Origin of the sequence: Ruminococcus sp. YRD2003 (genome assembly GCA_900109435.1) — a bacterium.
Classification (GTDB): Bacteria; Bacillota; Clostridia; order Oscillospirales; family Ruminococcaceae; genus Ruminococcus; species Ruminococcus flavefaciens_G.
Genome location: FNZT01000006.1, coordinates 222,143 through 243,189, shown reverse-complemented (window position 1 = coordinate 243,189; position 21,047 = coordinate 222,143). Strand labels below are relative to the sequence as shown.

Here is a 21,047-nt window from a genome sequence, read left to right as displayed (position 1 = left end):
CTGCAAACGCTCTGAGAAGATGCGACCCGGAGTTCAAGCGCTTCTACGCTCTCAAATACAAAGAGGCTAACAAGCACAATCATAAACGCGCACTCGCTCTCACTGCCAGAAAGTTGGTCAGGTTAGTCTATACACTGCTGAAGACTAACCGCCTGTATATCCCGCCGGAGGAATATTAATCCGGCAACTCCAGCCCGCCGAAAAATTTTTTCGGTGCGGGCTTTAGTAGGAGATGCCTTTTTTGTCTCTTTTTAGGCAGAGTATACGGTTTCCTCACTGTTTTTTCTACTTTTTGTCTATTGACATTTTACCGTGGGACTCTCTGCCTGTAAGCATTTCGTATGTGACACCGTACTTCTTTGCTATATCGCTTGCGTAGGACATTCCCTCGGGGGACGCGACCTCAACTTTGAACGAACGTTGACCGCCGTCGCTTTTCATTATCAGCGAGGCTGTTCGTGCGCCGCTGCTGCTTTTGTTGAGCTCCTCGGTATCGGAGGCAAGTTTGTGCATATGCGTGTTGAATATGGTCCGCACGTGCTTCTCCATAAGGGCTCGGACTGAGTCGCGGGCGATGTAGTAGCCCTCCTCGAAGGAGGTCGTTGAGAAAGTCTCGTTCATCAGGACGAGGCTGTCCGAAGTGCATTCGGTGTATATCTCCTTGAAGCGTATGCACTCCTCGCCGAGACGACCGAGGTCCATGGTCTTGTCCTCGTCTGCGGGAAAGTGAGTGTATATGCTGTCTGCGGGACGGTAGGAGAAGCTATCCGCGGGGACGTAAATCCCGCCCTGAGCAAGCGCGAACATCTGACCGACAGCCTGAGTTATCGTGGTTTTGCCGCCGCGGTTCGCGCCTGTGAGGATGTACAGCGTGTGCTCATCGTCGAAGTCAAGGTCGTTGGGGACTATCTCGCTCTTGTCTTCATGATTTACCGCGAGCTTGAGGTTGTAGAAGCCGCGAGCCGCCATATCCGTGCTGTCTGAGACAGTCGCTTCGCAGAAACGCGCTCCGCTTTCCGTGAGTCTGCCGATGAACTCGGCAAAGCGGATATAGTACACGAATTCGGGTATAAGTGAGGAGATGTTCACTATCGCTACATTGGCGTACTTAGTCAGTGTGTCGCGAAGCTTCTTAACGAGTGAGCCGAGCATTTTGTTGATGACGGTCTCGAGGTAGAAAGTCGAGCCTATGGAAGCGTCACCTGCCATTGCGCTCACCATCGTGGTCTTGGTACGGGAATCCATGCCTCCCACGGTGCCGACAGTGAGCATACCGCCCTCGTTTTTCATAAATTCGATGATATTGTTTTTGTGCTCTTTTTCTATCTGCTGATAGTGCATATCGCCGTTCCAGTCAGCGGTGTCCTGTATCTTATCCTTGGAGGAAAGGGCATCTGCGAAATTGCTGACGATACCCGATTTCTTGAAAGGCTTGCTGTTTACGGAGACAAGTCCCATGCTGACGGCTTCAAAGCGCTCGTTGACGTTTATGCCTAGGGTCACGCTCTGTACGTCCGAAGCCTTGACCTTCAGCGCGGCGATGTCTTTCTTCATTTCGGCGAAGTATGCTTCGTTGTAGAGGTCGTCGATATACCTGCGGAGGTCGGTGAGCCCCTGAGACTGTATTCGCTCATCCGAGAGACACGCGCGCATCGCCTCCACACATTTTATGTAGTCGCTGAGCTCGTCAAGGCGATGGAACAAATGCCACAGACCGAGTTCCTCCTCCGAGTTTTTGTGCATAGTTCCGAAGTTGCGTATGAACTCCATTTTATCAAAGAGCTCGGTCATCTTCTCTCTGAGTTCGGGGAGGGCGAGTATGTCCGCAAAAACCTTCTGTCTGTACGCGGAAACGCGCGGGTCGGCGGTCATCTGCGAGATGACATTCATTATCATCTTCTGCTCCTTGGCGTCGTCTGTCAGTGACTTGCATATCGCGTCGAGCCCGATGTCGTGGCAGGCGGCAGGGGAGAGCTGTTTGTAGGTCGTTTCGCTTTTGAATGGGAAGAGTATGCTGAATGCGTCGTTCATTTGTGTACCTCCTTAATCACGCCATTTTTTTCGGTAAGCAAAGCAGGTCAGGTTCTCTGCTTTCTTGAACTGGCGGGCAAAGTAGCTCTGGTCATTGAATCCGCAGAGGTGCGAGATCTCCTCGACTGATCTGTCTGTGAAGCGCAGAAGCTGCTTGCCGTAGTTTATGCGGCAGCTGATTATGTGCTGGAAAATGGTCTTGCCGTAAATTTTCTTGTACTCTCTCGTGAGATAAAACTTGCTTATGTAGAACTCCGAGGAGAGCTTTTCAAGCGAGAGGTCCTCGCTGAAATGGTCCTCGATGTAGCTGTTGACAGCGCCGAGCTTCTGTTTGAGTACAGTATCGTACTGGCTTGCGGAGCTGTTTACGGTAAGCGACAGGGTGAGCAGCTCCACGATAAGACGCGAGGTGAGTATCTCAGCCTCGGGTTTTTTGGCGGCGTTTACTTCGATTATTTCGTTTATCACCGACACGAATCTGTCGAATATCGCGGGGCGGAATACCACCTCAGACTGCCCGATGAAGTAGTCGTGGTACTGACGTGAGGTTGCGCCGTTGAAGTGTACCCACAGCAGCTCCCACGGGTCGTCCGCAGAGCTCCTGTAAAAGTGCGGGACATTGCAGTCGATGAAGAAGCAGTCACCTTTTTTTAGCGGGAATTTGCGCCCGTCGTATTCGAGCTCACCCGAGCCGTCAGCAACAGCGACGATGAGCAGCGAGTCGAGGTCGCGGCGGTGCGTTTCGGGAGCGTCCTCGGGCTTGATGACGCCTGTCTCCTGCATATAGAAGAACGTGCTTTTAGCGGCAGGTCCCGGCGTATTGATGATACGCCGCGAGAATTTGCTCTTGAAATTCATAGCTTCGGGGTGCTCCATAACTTTCCTCCTTTCGTCGGGGACGATTTTGTTTACACGTTTATTATACAACATTATTGCTTCGATTGCAATATAATTCTATATTTTTAGAATTTAGCCTTTGGCAGTTACCTCATTGTATTATCAATGCAGGATGACAAGGAACAGAACAGCTATAGTCAAAGCTGCCGCAATATAGGTCGATGTGCGGAGAAGTCTGGACCGTCTGCTCCTGCGTCGGTACAAACTTGCTTCGCCGCCGAGACAACGGTCTATCTCGCGGCGGCTGACCTCGGCAGGGAGCTTTCGCACTCCTGCACGAAGATAGAATACTGCCTTCTCAAAATAAATGCTGTCGGGTTCATTGACCTCGATTATCTGCTTGTTTACGCCTTTTATCATAATACCTCCGTTTGTTGGCAGCTTTGCAGAGGGCACACCCATGTGTGTACCTGCTTTCGGTGTCGGCTGCTTATATGGAGAGTATTGACTGTACGGAGGCGTTTATTCCTTGTTCAGATTGCGTATGTAGTGGAAGAGGTACTGCTGCGCGATGCCTGCGTTATCCCTCGCAAATTCGGGGAAGCCGTTCGGGTAGTACTCAGCGAGCACGCGCTTTATCCATACGTCTATCGGGAAAGCCTCCACGCGGTGCATACCGAACAGAAGCACGCACTCCGCTACCTTGGGTCCTACGCCCTTTATCGCTTTCAGAGCTGCTCTTGCTTCGTCTATTGGGGCTGCGGCTATTTCAGCAAGGTCTGTTTCGCCTGTATAAACGCGGTTTGCCCCGTCACAGAGGTACTTCGCGCGGAAGCCGCTCCGCAGATAGGCGAGAGAGTCGGGAGTCTCCTGCGCGAGCTGCTCCGCCGTCGGGAAATCTCCGCCGTAGTTGTCGCAGAGACGGTCGATAATGCCTTTGATACGGGGAATATTGTTGTTCTGGGAAATAATGAACGAGATGAGGCACTCCCAGCTGTCCTGCCGCAGAAGTCTTATGCCGCTCGCAAATTCGCACGCCTTTGAGAGAGTTGCGTCCTCGGAGAAGCAGCGTTTCAGCTCGGTGTAATCGGTGTCAAAGTCGAAATAGATGCGCCATTTCGCCAGAAAGTCCGCTTCTGTGATGCCGTGGAAGATGAATTCGCCAGCCTTCACCTGCGAGACTGTCAGCCTGTCGTTGATGAAGCTGCCCGTGTAGGTGCAGTCGTAGTCTGTGGCTGTTTTTCGCCAGCGGAATGCCTGTCCGCAGTCGAGAGTCTCGTCGAGGTCGAGGTCGGGTTCGTGAACAAGGATATCCGTGCCCTTGACTGTATAATCCATAATTATGACCGCCTTTGCAAAGAATTTACACTCATATACTTGATTTTTCAATTAAATTATACTAAAATATAAGAAGTATTACAAGAGCAAGGGATGATTTTCTTGAAAAATTTTTTTGCGGCAGTGTTATCGGCTGCTGCTGTGATAATGATGACGGGATGCTCGCGCGGTATTTCCGTTATCTCGGGAGCGGACGCTCCTGCGGAGACTACCATGGCGACAATTGAAGCCGTGACTGAGGCTCCGCTGCCCGATATTTCGGGACTTCCGACTGCTGAGGGAGAATACCTCCACGAAAAATGGGCGGATGTGCTCACTGCGGATGAGGCTGCTCGTCTCAACAGCTACTGTGAGAAGCTCTACAGGGAGCGGCTCATCAATACCGCTGTAGTCATCACAGATGACATCGGCGGAAAATCGCCGTATGATTACGCTGCCGACTCCTATGACTCAATATATGAGGGGAGGGGGAGCGGTCTGCTGCTGCTCATCAACAACGATAAGGGCGACGACTGCCTCTACAGGACAGGCAGCGCTCTCCGTGCCATTCCCGACGGCGTGGAAAAGGTGCCGCTGTACTGGTCGACCATGGACATCATGAACGGCGACTGCTATTCTGCGATATTGCGTATTTTACAGCTCGGCGAGAACTGTCCGCAGTATGTATTCGACAACATCGGCGCTTTCACGGATGAGGAGCTCGCTTCGCTTGAGGAGGAACTTGCGGGCAGGAAGTCCGTTTATGTGCTTGCGACCTCCAACGGCACAGACAAGTCCAACGAGGAAATATGCCGCAGCTATTTCGAGCGCCGCTCTGACGGGAAAGGCTTCATGATAATGCTTGACACCAAATCGAGCACCGTTACAGTTGTATCCGACGGAAATATCCCGTCAGAAGTTGCCAAGGCAAAAACTTCAGCCGATAAGCTGCTCAAGGACGGCAATGCCGTCGGAGCGGTAAATGAAATAGTCTCGGCTACAGGCTGAAATTCGATAGAAAGGACATATGCGCCATGAATGAAATGGATTTCTATCTTGAAAGTATACAGCAGCTCCCTGCGATCGTTGAGCGCGGACCTGCCGAGAAGGAGAACATTACCCGCACCTTCAACGAGTTTGTTGACCTTGCGCACCTCTATGAGAGCGCGATCGAAGTCGTCAAGACCTACCTCGGCATTCTCGACAGCGAGTTCAGCATAAAGTATCAGCGCAATCCCATACACGACATCAAGAGTCGCCTGAAATCCGCGGAATCTATCATAAACAAGCTCGCGAAGAAGGGCGTGCCGCTCACGCCCGAGAATGCCCGAAAGAACCTGCTCGATATCGCGGGTATAAGGGTCACGTGCTACTATATCAGCGACATTTATGTGCTCGCCGAGATGCTCTCGCACAGGGACGATTTCATCGTCATCAAGCAAAAGGATTACATTAAGGAACCAAAGCCGAGCGGCTACAGAAGCTACCATATGATAATCAACGTTCCCGTGTATCTTGCTGCACAGAAGCGGTATGCTCCCGTGGAGATACAGATACGCACTATAGCTATGGATTTCTGGGCAAGTCTTGAGCATCAGCTGCGCTATAAGACGAGTGCGGCGATAACTCCCGAGATCTCAAATGAGCTCCGCGAGTGCGCAGAGCGTATCGCAGAGACTGACATTCGGATGCAGAAAATATACATGGATATCAATGGAATGGATTAAGGAGGTTTATTATGGCTTTTTGTAAATACTGCGGAAAGAAGCTTGAGGAAGGCGAGAGCTGTACCTGCAATGAGGCTGTTGAGTCCGCTAAAGCCAAGGAAGAAGCAGAAAAAGCTGAGGCTGAAAAGGCTGAAGCGCAGACAGCCGAGGAAGTGGCGCGCGAAGCTCCTGCCGATAGCGGGGACGGAAGCGTCAGTGGGGAAACTGCTGAGAAAAAGGAGGATGACTCTGCGGAGGATAAGACGCCGCCCGCACCAGTGGTGTCTTCTCCGCCCGTACCCGCTCTCATGATGAGCGGGACTCTGATGAAACGCGGACTGGTCCTCGTGTGTGCGATGGCGTTGTGCCTCGTGTTGTTCATCGTGATCATCGGGAACGTCGCGGGGAACGGATACAAGCGACCCGTCAGGAACACTGTCAAGGGCCTGAACAGGGAGAGAGCAGAGCTTGTTATCAACTCCTTCTACCCGCGCGGCTACATTGAGGAACTCCGCGACGACGCCGAGGACGGCGACAGCGAGTGGAGCGATGTCACCGACGATATGGATTCTCTCATCGCTGATGTCAAGGAAGTCTGCGAGGACAGCTACTTCGGCGACGATCTGAAGGTGTCGGCTAAGATAGTCAAGAAGAAGCCCGCGACGCCGAAAGACCTTCGCAAGCTGAAAAAGGAGTTCGAGAAGTATGACGCCGTAGTCAAGAAGGCATACAGGCTCAAAGTCAAGCTCACGGTCAAGGGCGACGATGAGAAGGAGCAGCTGCACTTCTACATATACTCCGTCAAGCTGAAAGGCGGCAGGTGGGTGCTGTATGCCGACGACAAGACAAAAGGAACTATAGCGAGCAAGACCGAGGAGATATACAAGGAAATGGATAAGGAGCTTGCCGAGATATTTGAAGACTACTCCCGTTCGCTCGACCTTGTGATACCGAAGGAATGAGCACGTTTTTTCGACATTAGTTTCTCTTATACTGCAAAAAGAACACAGAACGACCTCTTCACATAACGCCTCCTGTATGGTATAATTGTCCTTACCGAGAACAATTGAACAGGAGGCGTTATTATGTTCGGGATCATCAGAAAGAAAAGGCAGGAGGTCCGCGACAGAACGGTCTATATGGAGGTCTGCGCCGATAATAAGGTGTCGTACCGCGTCATCGCAGGAAGGGTGTTTACAGGCGGAGACGACATTATTACATACGGTATCGAGGCACAGGACCTGAAAACGGGCGATTTTGAGACTATCCCCGATTTCTCGCGCGATATCGAGGACGCGGTCGACTTCGCGGAAATGCTCATTACCTCGCGGACGCGCCCCGAGGGGATATATTCGCGGGCGCTGAACTACTTGTGCGTGTCAATATAAAAATTAAAACTTTTGGGTATTTACAAAATTTCCTTTTTGTGGTAAAATTATTTATGCTGAACGTTATGGTTCGGAAAAAAGAGAAAAACAGAAAGGAGTTCGTATCATGGCAGAGCTGAAATACGAGATAACAGAAGAGATAGGAGTTCTCTCAGAGAACGCAAAGGGCTGGAAAAAGGAGCTGAATATGGTCAGCTGGAACGACCACGACCCCAAGTACGACATACGCGAGTGGGCTCCCGACCATTCAAGAATGGGCAAGGGCGTTACTCTCACTGCTGATGAGCTCGCTTCCCTCAAGGAGCTTCTTCAGGGCATAGACCTCGACTCGTTTGAATAATTGCAATAGAGCTGTCGCCTTTTGGCGGCGGCTTTTTTGTGATTGTAGGGGCGCCCTTCGGGCGTCCGCACCTTACAGAACGAATTTGCCAATACATTATGTAGGGAACGCCGCCCTCGGCGTTCCGCGCCTATCGCATTTGTTTGCGATACTCCATTGTAGGGGCGGATATTATCCGCCCGCCATATGTGGAAACATTCTGTAGGGGGCGATGCCTACATCGCCCCGTCCACCGTAATTATTTATGCGGGCTGATGCGGGCATCAGCCCCTACACAAATACGCCGTAGGGGCGCATTCCGTGCGCCCGTTTATACCGTTCTTATATTTGCGGGCGGATACTATCCGCCCCTACAGTAGAGGAATCATCATGCGAACTAAAAAAGCATTATTAAAATGCGGTATTGCTTTATTGCTCGCCGTTTTATCCATACCATTTCTATACTTTGCAAGCAAACAGCGATGCTATCATTTTGTTGAGGAGCTTGACTACAATTGCAAGGGCATAGGCGACCTTAACAACTATATTGACTACGATATGCTGAGCAGTGATTTGAAAGAGCTTATCTCGGAAGATGATTTTGTTTTTTCAAATACTGAGGAAAAGTATCGGTTTTGCGGTTTTATCAGCGATATAGACTATGAGTATGAAGGAAACCCGAATAATGTTTATTCTACCGACCAAATTGGCAGAAATGATTTAGCACAAAGAATAACAGTAGACGGCAAGCAATATTTAATATCAGTGACAATAGTTTTTAAGCCAAGATTGTTCTTTAAACCCAAAATTGTTGATTTAGATGCAAGTGTTTTTGACTTTGGCACTCCAGATTGGAAAGACATTGTAGCTAACAGTTGACGGCTAAAGGCTAACAGCTCAAATTTTTCAAATCTGCTGTTGCAAAAAAGCGGAAAATGTAGTATAATATTCCAGGAGAATTCATCAGTCGGAGGAAAATATATGTGCGGCATAGTTGGCTTTACCAATAATATCGACAACGCAAACAAGGTCATCGGCGAAATGATGGACAGGATACGTCACCGCGGTCCCGACGCCGAGGGCAAGTATGTGGACGGGGATATCGCCCTCGGTCACAGACGACTGAGTATTATAGACATAAGCTCGTCGGGCGACCAGCCTATCTTCAACGAGGACGGCTCGAAGGTCATCATCTTTAACGGCGAGATATATAACTACCGCGAGATACGCGAAAAGCTCGTTGCGGCTGGTCATACTTTCAAAACCAACACCGATACCGAGGTGCTTGTCCACGGCTATGAGGAGTACGGCGCTGACCTGCTCAATATGCTGCGCGGTATGTTTTCCTTCGTCATCTGGGACAAGAACAAGCGCGAGCTCTTCGGCGCTCGCGACTTCTTCGGTATAAAGCCCATGTACTATGCTAAAATGGGCAGAACTCTGATGTTCGGCTCGGAGATAAAGAGCTTTCTCGCTCACCCCGAGTTCAAAAAGGAACTCAATACCGCCGCTCTCGAAAACTACCTTACTTTTCAGTATTCGCCAACGGAAGAGACTTTCTTCAAGAACGTATTCAAGCTCCTGCCCGCGCATTATTTCATATTCAAGGACGGTAAGATGTCCATAAAACGCTACTGGGATGTGAATTTCCGCCCCGACGATGCGCCCTCGCTCGACGAGTGGGTGGAGCGTATCTCCGACACCTTCCACGACTCCGTGAAAGCACACAAGATAGCCGACGTTGAGGTAGGCTCGTTCCTGTCGAGCGGCGTGGATTCGAGCTATGTTGCCGCTATCGCCGACGTTGACAAGACGTTTACGGTCGGATTCGGCAACGACGAGAGATACAACGAGATAGGCTGGGCAAAGAACTTCTCCAAGGCTGTCAACATCGAGAATACCAGCAAGGTCATCTCTCCCGAGGAGTACTGGGGAAGCCTTGAAAAGATTCAGTATCATATGGATGAACCGCTCGCTGACCCGTCTGCGGTGGCACTCTACTTCGTCTGCAATATCGCCTCGGAGCGGCTGAAAGTCGTGCTTTCGGGCGAGGGCGCCGACGAGATATTCGGCGGCTATAACGTCTACAGCGACCCCGACGGCACGCTCTATGACAAGCTGCCGAGAGGTATACGCAGAGCGGTCGGAAGCGTTGCGGAGAAGCTCCCTGCAAAGAGGGGGGTCAACTTCTTCGTCCGCAAGGGCAAGGACGTAGAGGAGCGCTTCATCGGCAATGCCTATATGTTCTCACCTGCCGAGCGCAAGGCTCTGCTGAAGACGGAGACGTCCGCGCCCTCGCCTATGGCGATAACCATGCCATACTTCAAGCGCGTAGCTGATATGGACGACGTGACGAAGATGCAGTTTCTCGACCTCCATATGTGGATGGCGGGGGATATCCTGCTCAAAGCCGATAAAATGAGTATGGCAAATTCACTCGAACTTCGCGTGCCCTTCCTCGACAAGGAGGTCATGGCACTTGCGGAGCAGATTCCTACCAAGTACCGCGTAACACACGAAAAAGGCACTGACGAGACCAAGTACATCACCAAGTACGCGATGAGGCTCGCCGCAAAGAAGGACACTCCCGAGCAGACCGCCAAAACTGCCGCGAAGAAGAAGCTCGGCTTCCCTGTGCCGATAAGAGTGTGGCTCAAGGAGGATAAATACTACGGTATCGTGCGCGGGATGTTTGAGAGCGGGAGCGCTCAGCAGTTCTTCAACACGGAGCTCCTTGTGAAGCTCCTCGATGACCACCGCGACGGCAAGTCCGACAACAGCCGCAAGATATGGACTGTGTTCACCTTCCTCGTGTGGTATAAGGTATACTTTGAAAATAACGGGGCGTACAGCTCCGCCGAAAGGACAGCTTAAATGGCAAGTTTGGTAACATACAAATACATCAAGCAAAATCCCGATATAATGGAGTATATACAGCGTGCTGACAAGACTCTCGAAGCTATGGGCTATACCGAGCACTCCTTCCCGCACGTTGAGCGAGTTGCTGCGACTTCTGCGATGATACTCGAGACTCTCGGCTACGACGAGCGCACTGTCGAGCTCGCTCGTATCGCCTCGATGATGCATGACATCGGCAATGTCATCAACCGCATCGACCACGCTCAGAGCGGCGCTGTTATGGCATTCCGTCTACTCGATAATCTGAGTATGCCCGCCTCGGAGATATGCTCCGTCATCGCTGCGATAGGCAACCATGACGAGGGTACGGGTATGCCTCTCGACCCGATATCTGCGGCTATGATAATCGGCGACAAGACCGATGTGCGCAGGAGCAGAGTCCGCAACAATGACCTGCTCACATTCGATATCCACGACCGTGTCAATTATGCGGTCGAGCTCTCGAAGGTACATTTCAACGACAGCAACACCTCGATAATCCTTGAATTACAGATTGATACGGAGATATCTTCGGTCATGGAATACTTTGAGATATTCATGAACCGTATGCTCCTCTGCCGCAGAGCATCGGAGTTCCTCGGCGTGCAGTTTGAAATGATGATAAACGGAAGCAAGATACTGTAAAAGATAACGGAGGTAAAAATTATGCATTCAGAATATCAGCATCTCATCGACCTCAACGATTTTCCTGTGGCTTGGTGGAAGAAACTCATCGAGCTCGGTGAGAACATCAAGAATGACCCCGTCAAGTACGCTCACGAGTGCGAGGGAAAGGTCATGGCGACACTCTTCTACGAGCCCTCAACACGCACACAGATGTCATTTCAGACCGCTATGCTCCGCCTCGGAGGAAAGATAATCGGTTTCGATAATCCTGCAAATTCGTCGGTCGCAAAGGGCGAGACTATCAAGGATACCACCAAGATTGTCAGCAGCTATGCAGATATCCTCGTTATCCGTCATCCTGTCGCGGGTGCTGCAAAGGCGGCTTCGCTGACCGCTGACTGTCCCGTTATCAATGCGGGCGACGGCGGACACCTCCACCCCACGCAGACCCTCACCGACCTGCTCACGCTCAAAATCGAGAAGAAGCGCCTGTCGGGACTTACTATCGGTATGTGCGGCGACCTCATCAACGGCAGGACAGTTCATTCGCTCTGCAAGGCGCTGAGTATGCTCGAGAACAACAAGTTCATCTTTATCTCCACTCCTAAGCTGAAAATGCCGGTCTATATCAAGGACATCATCAAGGCTAACGGCAGTACGTATGAGGAAGTCCACACACTCGAAGAGGCGATGGACAAGCTCGATGTGCTCTATATGACGCGTATTCAGCAGGAGCGCTTCGACAGTGAGGAGGAATACCTTGCTCAGAAAAATACCTATGTTCTCGACAAGAAGAAGATGCAGCTCGCAAGACAGGATATGATAGTCATGCATCCGCTGCCGAGAGTTGACGAGATAACAGTAGAGGTCGACGAGGACCCCCGTGCTATGTATTTCACTCAGGCAAAGTACGGCGTATTTGCGAGAATGGCACTGATAATGATGATGCTTGATGGCAAGAAGAGCTCCGAGACCCTGAGAGGCAAGGTATACGGCGGCGTGCGCTGCGACAACCCGCGCTGTATCACCAACCACGAAGAGTACCTACCGAAGAGCTTCCGTTCGAGTGGGGACGAAACTCTCCTCGAATGTGAATACTGCGACGAGCGTAAACTTATATAAAAAACGGTCACCGAAAAGGGAGCTTCCATTTTCGGTGACCGTTGATTTTTATGTTACTGCATACAGATTCGTCTCCCATGCGGGGATATAGAGCTGATGCCTGATATAGAGCTTGTAGTTGGGATTTATCGTTTTGAGCAAGAGCGGAAGCTCGAAGATATCCTCGTTCCTGTGGTAGAGCGAAACCATCATCTTCGGTGAATTTCGGGCGATATTCTGAGAAGCTCCCCATATAGCCTCGCGCTCGAATCCCTCGACATCCATTTTGATTATCGTAGCCGCGCGCTTTCCGAGAATACTGTCGACAGAGCGTGCCTCGACCGTTGTCTCCGCAGAAGCTGAAATAGCCGACTGCCTGCCTGCCTTTGAAGCGAACGGGAGCTCGGTATCAGTGCTCCATACAGCTGCGTTGAACGCGTAGACATGGGGCATACCGTCCACGAACTTAGCAAGCTTCTTGAAGTTCTTCCTGTCGGGTTCGAGAGCATATATCGCAGCGTATCTGCCGTGAGTGAACTCGAGCATCTCGCGGATAGTGTCGCCGTTGTAAGCGCCGAGGTCGACGTATGTCTCATACATATGAGGCTTGATAATATCCTTGTATATCTCAGCCTTGGGAGTAGTGACGCTTGTGAGATAGTCGATATTGCCGCTTATCTTGAAGTTGATGATATTGGCATAAACTTTGCGGGAGTAGTCATCCGCAAGGCTGTCGTATACCTGCTGTATCTTCTCAGCGTTCTCGACGCAGTATTCATACGTGAACAGACCGCCGCCCGCTACAGGTACATCGGGAACGAGCAGGGGGTGTTTGGCGGCTATCTCGTGGATCTTGTCGACTATCTCCTGATAACCTGCCGCAAAAGCAAGTACAACTACGAAATCGTCGACCATTTCTTCTATTTCCGACAGCTTGTGTACGCGATAGCCCTCAAAGGAGTGACCGCGCACGAAATCATCGCTTGCGAAAATACCTGAAAGGACTATGCCTTTTTCTCTGAAAACTGACATTATCTTCAAAGCTCCGTCGCCCATACCGTATATGAAGATAGGACGCGTCTCAGCCTTGAGCTTATCCCATGTTGAAACTTTTTCTTTTATGAAGGGTAACATTTTAATACTCCGAAAGCTCAATAATCGTAGTGGTCGTGGTCAAAATCGTCGTGGTCATGGTCACTGTGGTCTCCATGCATGATACCGACCATATCTCTGCCGCGAATGCCATATCTGTCGCGCATACGGTTGAGGTACTTGTCTATGAGGTTGGATACCTGACGGACGTTCTTAACGCAGTGAACAATCTTCGTCGGGGTATCAGCGTCCTTGGAGTGGATAGTGATAGTTCCGCATCCGAACATTCGCTGGAATAATGGCCTGCTGACGGACTTGTCGATTATCTTGTACAGGTCTATCTCGTCCTCTTTTACAGTGAGGAAGCCGACCTGAGTTATGAACTTGGTTTCTGTGAGGTAGTATCGCGTGAACGACCACGGAAGCCCGAACAGCGTCCTCTTTTTGTCAGTCCAGACGTAGTCGATATCTTCTCTTGCCATGATGAGACCTCCTTAAAAGTGGAATAGTATATCACTATACTATTCTACCACAAAAAAACTGATTAGTCAACATCTTGCGGCATATTTCCAATTGTCACGCGCGTATGTGCGGAACGGCTTTCATGAAAAGACCCGCAGTTTTTCACTGCGGGTCATAATATTATTCGTTCGATTCGGTATTTGATTCGGATTCGGCAGTCTCAGAGGTCCCGGGGGCTTCCTCCTTGACTTGTTCTTCCTTTTCGATATCAGCCTCGGTTATCTCACCTTTCATCAGCCGCTCGAAGTCATCTCCGTTTATCTTCTCGAATTTGAGCAGATACTTTGCGAGCAGATGCATTTTATCGGTATTAGCTTTGATTATAACTCTGCACTCCGAGTAAGCCTTTTCAATGATTGACTTGACCTCTTCGTCTATCTCAGCCGCGATAGCCTCGCTGTAATTCTTGGTGTGACCGTAGTCCTTGCCGAGGAATACCTCGTCGCTGTCAGAGCCGTAAACGACAGTTCCTATCTTGTCGGAGAAGCCGTACTTTGTGACCATGCTGCGTGCTACATTGGTAGCTCTCTCGATATCATTTGATGCCCCCGTGCAGATATCGTCGAGGAAGGTCTCCTCCGCAACTCGTCCGCCGAGCAGCATTATGATGCTCTCGCGCATCTGATTGCGTGAAACGTGCCTGTCATCCGTATCCGGACGGGTCACCGTCAGACCTGCCGCCATGCCGCGCTGGATTATCGTTACCTGGTGTACCTTATCCTGCGTGGGGAGGTTATACGCCGCAACAGCGTGGCCTGCCTCGTGATAGGCAGTGACCTTCTTGTCGTGCTCGGTGACGATACGCGACTTCTTTTCGGGACCTGCGATGACTTTAAGAGTAGCCTCTTCGATGTCCTTCTCGGTGATAGCCTTTCTGTTATTGCGGGCTGCGAGGAGAGCGGCTTCGTTGAGGAGATTCTCGAGGTCAGCACCCGTAAAGCCCTGTGTTGTCTGCGCAATGACCTTGAGGTCAACATCAGGACCGAGGGGCTTGTTCTTTGCGTGGACTTTGAGGATATCCTCTCTGCCCTTGACATCGGGATATCCGACAACTATCTGTCTGTCAAAACGACCCGGACGAAGCAGTGCGGGGTCGAGTATATCACGGCGGTTCGTAGCAGCGATAACGATAACGCTTTCATTGCCTGTAAAGCCGTCCATTTCAACGAGGAGCTGATTGAGGGTCTGCTCACGCTCGTCGTGACCGCCTCCGAGACCTGCGCCTCTGTGACGGCCTACAGCGTCTATCTCGTCGATGAAGATTATCGACGGAGCGTGCTTTTTCGCCTGCTCGAAGAGGTCGCGCACACGTGAAGCTCCGACGCCGACGAACATCTCAACGAAGTCCGAGCCCGATATCGGGAAGAACGGACAGCCTACCTCGCCTGCAACAGCTCGTGCGAGGAGGGTCTTACCTGTACCGGGAGGACCGAGGAGCAGTACGCCCTTCGGAACCTTAGCGCCTATGCTTGCGTATTTGTTGGGATGTTTCAGAAAGTCGACTATCTCCTGCAATTCCTGTTTTTCTTCGTCCGCACCTGCTACGTCCGCGAATGTAGCCTTGCGGGTGTCAGCCTGTGCCTTCAGGGTAGCCTTGCCGAAGGAGGTATACTTCCCGCCGCCGCTGCTCTGCTTCATGAGGAAGTAGAGTATGCCGATACCGAGCAGCACTGTGAGTACCACAGGCACTATCGAATAGAGCCATGTTCTGTCGGTTATCTTGATGTAGTCCTGTTTCAGCGGCTCATCATGGTCGGCGTTGTAGTTCTGACGATAGTCCTTGGTATCCATGAGGAAGATGTCCACATTGGGGACATTGTACTTCTTCTTTACGCCATCGCCGTCAAGCTCGTAGGTGAGCTCTCCCGTACCGAGGTCGAGCTCATAGTAGGACACGCGGTAGTTGTCGAAATACTCGATAATTGTGGTATAATCGACGTGCTCGGCTTTGTCCGCGAATTTTGAGCTTACGAAATAGATACAGAAAACTGCGATGAGTAGGATAAAGATGTAGGTAAGTATGCCTTTATTTCTTCTTGGTGTCAATTGCTTCACTCCATTCCTGTTTATCATTCACGACTGAAATGACAAACAGCCGCTTAGTATTCCCGTCGGGAGCGACGCGCTGGGCGATACCGAGCTTTTCTGCAAAAACGGTACCCTCACTGTCCTCGATGAAGTGAAGGGTACTTCTCTCCTCGGGCGGGATCTTTTCATTGATAAGTTTCTTCACGGACGAGCGAAAGTCACGTCCGCAGAGCTGTATCTTATCGCCGTTCCTACGGCTTCTAAGCACAGCTTCACCTTTTATTTTATCATAATCTAACACGTAAAATGTTAATTTTTTGTTAACATCTCGGTGCTTGTCGTATTCTTCCTTTCCGAGCAGCTCGCATATCAGTGTTACGCCGCTGAATATCGAGTTTTTACCGACCTTCAGCAGAGCCGCTGCCTCCTTGGGGGCTTCATTCGCGGGGATTGCTTTCAGTTCTGCGGAAGTTCCGTCGGAGATGAAGTAGATATCTCCCGAAACATTGAGCTTTCCGCCGTGTATGAGTATCTGCTCGCATTCGCGCAGCCTCTCGTGCGAGACGGGCAGCTTGTTCCTGACGAGCAGTCTTGATATGCAGCGCGAGCGTATCACGGTGTCATATCCTGCGAGTCCTGTCAGCTTGTTTCCCGACAGGCACTCATTCTCGGCAGAGTCCGTCATCGCTTCTATATAGGCGTTTTCGTCGCGCAGACTGTCTGCCGAGCTGACGAATGTCCTGTTCAGCGACGGGTTTATTTCGCGCAGAAGCGGGATTATGCGGTGGCGTATCTTATTGCGGGTGTAGTCGTCGGAGAGGTTGGTGCTGTCGGTGACGAAGTCCTGACCGCGTTCGGCGAGAAATGCCTCTATTTCGGCGCGTGTGACCGCAAGAAGGGGGCGTACGATGTTCCCGCGGACGGGAGGTATCCCCGCAAGTCCTTTCAGAGCCGTGCCTCTTGCGAGGTTGAGCAGCACGGTTTCGAGGTCGTCATCAGCATTGTGAGCTGTGGCTAACAGTTTGCCCTGAGTATTTCTGAGGAAGATTTCATATCTGAGCTCGCGCGCGGCAAGCTCGGTAGAGAGCGACTTCTCAGCCGCGTATCTGCTGACGTCACACCTCTCCGCGGTGAACAGCACTCCGAGCTTTTTGCAGAGACTGCGGCAGAACTCCTCATCGCGGTCGCTCTCACTGCCGCGCAGACAGTGGTTGACGTGCAGGGCTTCGACCTGTATCCCGAGCCTTTCGCGGAGCTCGCAAAGACTCAGTAAAAGACAAACGCTGTCTGCGCCTCCCGAGAGACCGCAGACAACGATGTCGCCGCTGTTGAACATATTGTATTTATGTGAGAGCTTGACGATTTTTTCTAACATATTATCCCTCTGGCGGAGTGGAAGTGTCCATATTGGAGAATCGCGTGAACTGTCCGTCCCATATGAGTTCGACGGAGCCGACTTCACCGTGACGGTTCTTGGCGACGATACACTCGGAAACGTTTTGGCGCGTGCTCTCCTTGTTGTAGTATGCATCACGGTAGAGGAAGAGGACGATATCGGCGTCCTGCTCGATAGAACCCGATTCACGCAGGTCCGAGAGCATGGGGCGCTTGTCGTTTCTGCTTTCGACCGCTCGCGAGAGTTGTGAAAGGAGCACGACGGGAACGTTCAGCTCCTTAGCCATTACCTTTAGCTGACGCGTTATCTCGGAGATGACGGTAACACGGTTGTCTGACTTCGAGGTCGATTCCATTAGCTGGAGATAGTCGATGATGACAAGCCCGAGGTCTTTCACTCGGCGGAGCTTCGCCTTCATCTGTTGTACCGTCATACTGGCAGTATCATCTATATACATAGGGAATGTGCTGAGGTAGGCGGCGCTTGCGGCAAGTCTTGCCCATTCGTCGCTCTGTATGCGTCCGTTTCGGAGCGAGCTTGACTCAACGAGCGCCTCCGTTGAGAGCAGACGCGTCGCGAGCTGCTCCTTGGACATTTCGAGGTTGAATATAACGACGTCCTTGGCATTTTCCCTGCGGGCGACATTTGTAGCGATATTCATCGCGAACGAGGTCTTGCCCATACCAGGGCGGGCAGCGATGATGATGAGGTCGGACTTGTTAAGGCCCGATGTTATCGTATCAAGGAGAGTGTATCCCGTCTTGGCGCCGACATATTTGTCCTTGTCTTCACCTGTTATCTTGCCGAGGCGGTCATATGCCTCGAGGACGGCGTCGCCTATGGGAGCGAGCCCCTGTACACTTCTGCCTTGTCTGATATCGTAGATACGCTGCTCGGCGGAGTCGAGCAGGAGCGATGCGTCCTGTTCACCGCCGTGTATCTCCTCGAGGATAGTTCTCGCGGTATAGCCGAGGCTTCTTATGAGATACTTGTCCGCGACTATCTTGCAGTAGCTTTCGATGTTCTCGGTAGTGGGGAGCGTATTCGCTATCTCGGCGAGGTAGCGTCTGCCCTCGGCAGGAGACTCGAAAATATGCATTTTCTCGGCTTCGTTCAGGACAGTTACGATGTCTATCGGCATACCCGATGTAAACATACGCACTATGATACCGAAGATAGCCTTGTGCTGCTCTGTGAAAAAATACTCGGCTCTGACCTTCTCGATGACCAGCGGAGCTACAGTCGGGTCGGAGAGTATGGCTCCGATGACGGATTGTTCGGCGTCGGTGCTGTGCGGGAGGTCACTGTCGGGTATCATTACGGTGTTTTCCATTATCCTTCGATTACCTCGACGTCAATGGTCTCGGATATGCCAGTGTAGAACTTGATAGTCGCTTTGTAGGAGCCGAAGTTCTTGATATCGGTGCTGAGTGTTATCTTCTTCTTGTCAATCTTGACGCCGAACTGAGCGTCGAGCGCCTCAGCCACGTGAGCAGAAGTCACAGAGCCGAAGAGCCTGTCGTTAGAGCCTGCCTTAGCCTTGATAACGACCTGCTTGCCCTTTACGGCGGCAGCAGCCTCATTGGCAGCCTTGACGTCCATGTCTATCTTGTGCTGAGCGGATGCCTTCTGTCCGTTGAGCTTGTTGATGTTCTCGGGAGTAGCCTCCACAGCGAGACCCTTGGGGAGGAGCATATTCCTTGCATAGCCGTCTGCTACATTTTTCATTTCGCCCTTTTTGCCCGAGCCTTTTACATCCTGTAAGTAGATTACCTTCATATTATCCTGTCCTTTCGGTTTATTCGGTGTATGTTTCTTCCTGTCTTGAATCTATGGCATTTATCAGAAGCTTGACGGCTTCCTGGAGGGAAGTGTTTTCAAGCTGAGCGGCAGCCATTGTCTGGTGACCGCCTCCGCCGAGCTCCTCCATTACGACCTGAACATTCAGTGCGCCGAGCGAGCGGGCAGATATATTGGTGACACTGCCCGTGGAGTAGACCACGAACGATGCGTCAACGTCGGAGATACTGAGCAGCTCGTCGGCTGCCTGCGGAGCGACTACGCGGATATCGTCCGACTTGAAGTCAGCGACTGCGATAGCGCATTTCTTGTGGAGCTTCGCATTTGCGACCACCTGAGTCTTTCGCTTGTATGCGTCGAAGGAGTTCGAGAACAGAAGCTTTACGGATACTGTATCCGCGCCCTGCTTTTTGAGGTAAGCGGCGGCTTCAAATGTCCTTACTCCCGTGCGCATAACGAAGTTCTTGGTGTCGAGCATGATGCCCGAGAGCAGAGCCTCCGCGCATATGCTTGGGAGGTTGTCGTCAGTGTCGAAGCTGAAATACTGTATGAGCTCGGTCACCATTTCCGAAGCCGAAGAAGCGTACGGCTCGTGGTGGAAGATGACCGCGTTGTCGATATAGTTTACCGTCTTGCGGTGGTGGTCGATGATTATTACGCGCTTTATCCTGTCATAGAGCTCGCGGCTCTCGATGAAGTCGCGATTGTGGGTGTCGACGACTATGAGCAGGTCGTTGTTCTCGACCGACGATACAGCCGCGGACGGAGTGACGAACAGGTCTCTCTCTGACTGTGATTCTACGAGGTCTATGAGATGCGAGGCAAGGTTTTTGTTCCTGTCGACGACAATATGTACCTCTTTGCCGAGAAGCCGTATGGCTCCTGCAAGACCGCACGAAGCTCCGACTGAATCGAGGTCGCCGAAGCGGTGACCCATGATGTAGACCTTGTTGGAGTTGCGGATGACGTCCTCCATAGCGTTTGCTATGATACGCGTCTTGGCGCGTGACATCTTCTCAACGCCCTTGGATACGCCGCCGAAGAATCGGAAGCCGCTGTCGGTCTTGACTACGGCTTGGTCGCCGCCGCGTCCGAGCGCCATATCAAGGCACTGACGGGCTATTTTTTCGCTCTCGGCGAGGGAGGAAGCGCCCTGTCCCACGCCTATGGAGAAGGTGAGGGGGTACTTGCCTGCTATCTTGATATTGCGGGCCATATCCAGTATCTTGAACTTGTTTGTTATCTTTTCTTCAAGGTGGCGGTTCTCAATGACTGCGTAGAACGTGTTCGAGGATATCTTTTTGATGAAGCCGTTCGTGCTGCTCATGAACTTTTCGATGAGCTGCTCCGTCTCGACCGAGGCGAGCGCCTTTTCGCTCTCCTTTGCGTTCTGCATTATCTCGTCGTAGTTGTCTATTGAGAGGATGACCACGTTCGGGTGCTCCTCGTCAAAGCGCTTTCTGAGGTTGAAGTAAGAGGTCTCGTCGCTGAAGTGTATGATGCTGAAGGATAAATCTTTCTCCTTGAACTCCTCACTGACGACTTTGTAGACCGAGCCGTTGACGTGGCAGTAGGCAAAGCCGTCTGTCAGCAGCGAGTCGAGGTCAAGCTGCACATAATCACCGAAGCTGCGTCCGTAAGCGTCAGAGCCGAGGCTTATCTTCTCGGCGAACACCTGATTGTACCACACGATGTCACGACTGTCGTCGATTATCGCGACGGGAGCAGGCAGCGTGTGCATATACTGTGCCGCGGAAGTTTCAAGGTGAGTGTTCATCTTTGAGAAGTGTCTGAGCGAGTTCTTGGAGTAGACCAGCGAGACTATCATCATTATGAGTATAAGAGCGCCGGCTATTCCGCAGCCGATAAGCGCGGGAACATACCGCTCGGTGTATACGGATGCCGAAACGAATGTGATATCCGCGAGCAATATTGCCAGCGGAACGAAATATATCACAGGAAACTTTGTTTTCAAACCTTCGCCT

General features: G+C 51.4%; 20 protein-coding genes. 9 read left to right on the top strand and 11 right to left on the bottom strand.

The annotated features are described in order from the left end of the window. Positions 1 to 285: 285 nt before the first annotated feature. The 4 genes from BMX22_RS06330 to BMX22_RS06315 all read right to left on the bottom strand — a co-directional run bounded on the left by BMX22_RS06330 (position 286) and on the right by BMX22_RS06315 (position 4,206). A complete protein-coding gene (locus BMX22_RS06330) occupies positions 286 to 2,031 on the bottom strand; it encodes a MutS-related protein (protein ID WP_074741634.1) in 1,746 nt (581 codons plus the stop codon). A gap of 12 nt (positions 2,032 to 2,043) precedes the next feature. Further along, on the bottom strand, positions 2,044 to 2,907 hold the full coding sequence (locus tag BMX22_RS06325) for a helix-turn-helix domain-containing protein (RefSeq protein ID WP_074741633.1): 864 nt from the start codon (positions 2,905 to 2,907) through the stop codon (positions 2,044 to 2,046). Positions 2,908 to 3,030: 123 nt separating this feature from the next. Next, positions 3,031 to 3,288 carry a hypothetical protein gene (locus tag BMX22_RS06320; protein WP_143055485.1) on the bottom strand — a complete coding sequence of 86 codons (258 nt, stop codon included), beginning with the start codon at positions 3,286 to 3,288 and terminating at the stop codon, positions 3,031 to 3,033. A gap of 102 nt (positions 3,289 to 3,390) precedes the next feature. Then, positions 3,391 to 4,206 carry a DNA-3-methyladenine glycosylase family protein gene (locus BMX22_RS06315; protein ID WP_074741631.1) on the bottom strand — a complete coding sequence of 272 codons (816 nt, stop codon included), beginning with the start codon at positions 4,204 to 4,206 and terminating at the stop codon, positions 3,391 to 3,393. A gap of 102 nt (positions 4,207 to 4,308) precedes the next feature. Between BMX22_RS06315 and BMX22_RS06310 the strand changes: the two genes are divergently transcribed. From BMX22_RS06310 to pyrB, 9 genes are all read left to right on the top strand, one after another. Continuing rightward, the gene (locus tag BMX22_RS06310; RefSeq protein ID WP_177172975.1) at positions 4,309 to 5,193 is read left to right on the top strand and encodes a TPM domain-containing protein; all 885 of its coding nucleotides are present in this window, start codon (positions 4,309 to 4,311) and stop codon (positions 5,191 to 5,193) included. A gap of 26 nt (positions 5,194 to 5,219) precedes the next feature. Next, entirely contained in the window at positions 5,220 to 5,912 is a 693-nt protein-coding gene (locus tag BMX22_RS06305; protein WP_074741629.1) for a GTP pyrophosphokinase, read from the top strand. 11 nt (positions 5,913 to 5,923) lie between these two features. Then, the gene (locus BMX22_RS06300; protein WP_074741628.1) at positions 5,924 to 6,853 is read left to right on the top strand and encodes a hypothetical protein; all 930 of its coding nucleotides are present in this window, start codon (positions 5,924 to 5,926) and stop codon (positions 6,851 to 6,853) included. 123 nt (positions 6,854 to 6,976) lie between these two features. Beyond that, positions 6,977 to 7,279 carry a hypothetical protein gene (locus BMX22_RS06295; RefSeq protein ID WP_074741627.1) on the top strand — a complete coding sequence of 101 codons (303 nt, stop codon included), beginning with the start codon at positions 6,977 to 6,979 and terminating at the stop codon, positions 7,277 to 7,279. Positions 7,280 to 7,385: 106 nt separating this feature from the next. Next, complete coding sequence (locus tag BMX22_RS06290; RefSeq protein WP_031560729.1) at positions 7,386 to 7,619, top strand: YdbC family protein; 234 nt, start codon at positions 7,386 to 7,388, stop codon at positions 7,617 to 7,619. A gap of 369 nt (positions 7,620 to 7,988) precedes the next feature. Continuing rightward, entirely contained in the window at positions 7,989 to 8,477 is a 489-nt protein-coding gene (locus BMX22_RS06285) for a hypothetical protein (protein ID WP_074741626.1), read from the top strand. A gap of 102 nt (positions 8,478 to 8,579) precedes the next feature. Further along, complete coding sequence (gene asnB / locus BMX22_RS06280) at positions 8,580 to 10,472, top strand: asparagine synthase (glutamine-hydrolyzing) (protein ID WP_074741625.1); 1,893 nt, start codon at positions 8,580 to 8,582, stop codon at positions 10,470 to 10,472. Next, positions 10,473 to 11,141, top strand: a complete 669-nt coding sequence (locus BMX22_RS06275) for an HD domain-containing protein (RefSeq protein ID WP_074741624.1) — start codon at positions 10,473 to 10,475, stop codon at positions 11,139 to 11,141. Between the two features lie 21 nt (positions 11,142 to 11,162). Then, on the top strand, positions 11,163 to 12,245 hold the full coding sequence (gene pyrB / locus BMX22_RS06270) for an aspartate carbamoyltransferase (protein WP_074741623.1): 1,083 nt from the start codon (positions 11,163 to 11,165) through the stop codon (positions 12,243 to 12,245). 48 nt (positions 12,246 to 12,293) lie between these two features. Here the strand turns inward: pyrB and BMX22_RS06265 are convergent, their stop codons facing one another. The 7 genes from BMX22_RS06265 to BMX22_RS06235 form a co-directional block, all read right to left on the bottom strand. After that, entirely contained in the window at positions 12,294 to 13,358 is a 1,065-nt protein-coding gene (locus tag BMX22_RS06265) for an FkbM family methyltransferase (protein ID WP_074741622.1), read from the bottom strand. A 17-nt stretch (positions 13,359 to 13,375) separates the two neighbouring features. Then, the gene (locus BMX22_RS06260) at positions 13,376 to 13,798 is read right to left on the bottom strand and encodes a PH domain-containing protein (RefSeq protein ID WP_074741621.1); all 423 of its coding nucleotides are present in this window, start codon (positions 13,796 to 13,798) and stop codon (positions 13,376 to 13,378) included. A gap of 160 nt (positions 13,799 to 13,958) precedes the next feature. Continuing rightward, a complete protein-coding gene (ftsH, locus tag BMX22_RS06255; RefSeq protein WP_074741620.1) occupies positions 13,959 to 15,911 on the bottom strand; it encodes an ATP-dependent zinc metalloprotease FtsH in 1,953 nt (650 codons plus the stop codon). Next, positions 15,865 to 17,241 (bottom strand): tRNA lysidine(34) synthetase TilS, encoded by a 1,377-nt coding sequence (gene tilS, locus BMX22_RS06250; RefSeq protein ID WP_074741619.1) that lies wholly within the window; start codon positions 17,239 to 17,241, stop codon positions 15,865 to 15,867. The genes ftsH and tilS overlap by 47 nt, the downstream gene beginning before the upstream one ends. 1 nt (position 17,242) lies before the next feature. Next, on the bottom strand, positions 17,243 to 18,595 hold the full coding sequence (gene dnaB, locus BMX22_RS06245; protein WP_074741618.1) for a replicative DNA helicase: 1,353 nt from the start codon (positions 18,593 to 18,595) through the stop codon (positions 17,243 to 17,245). Next, positions 18,595 to 19,041 carry a 50S ribosomal protein L9 gene (gene rplI, locus BMX22_RS06240; RefSeq protein WP_074741617.1) on the bottom strand — a complete coding sequence of 149 codons (447 nt, stop codon included), beginning with the start codon at positions 19,039 to 19,041 and terminating at the stop codon, positions 18,595 to 18,597. The genes dnaB and rplI overlap by 1 nt, the downstream gene beginning before the upstream one ends. Positions 19,042 to 19,060: 19 nt before the next feature. After that, a complete protein-coding gene (locus BMX22_RS06235; protein ID WP_074741616.1) occupies positions 19,061 to 21,037 on the bottom strand; it encodes a DHH family phosphoesterase in 1,977 nt (658 codons plus the stop codon). Positions 21,038 to 21,047: the final 10 nt, after the last annotated feature.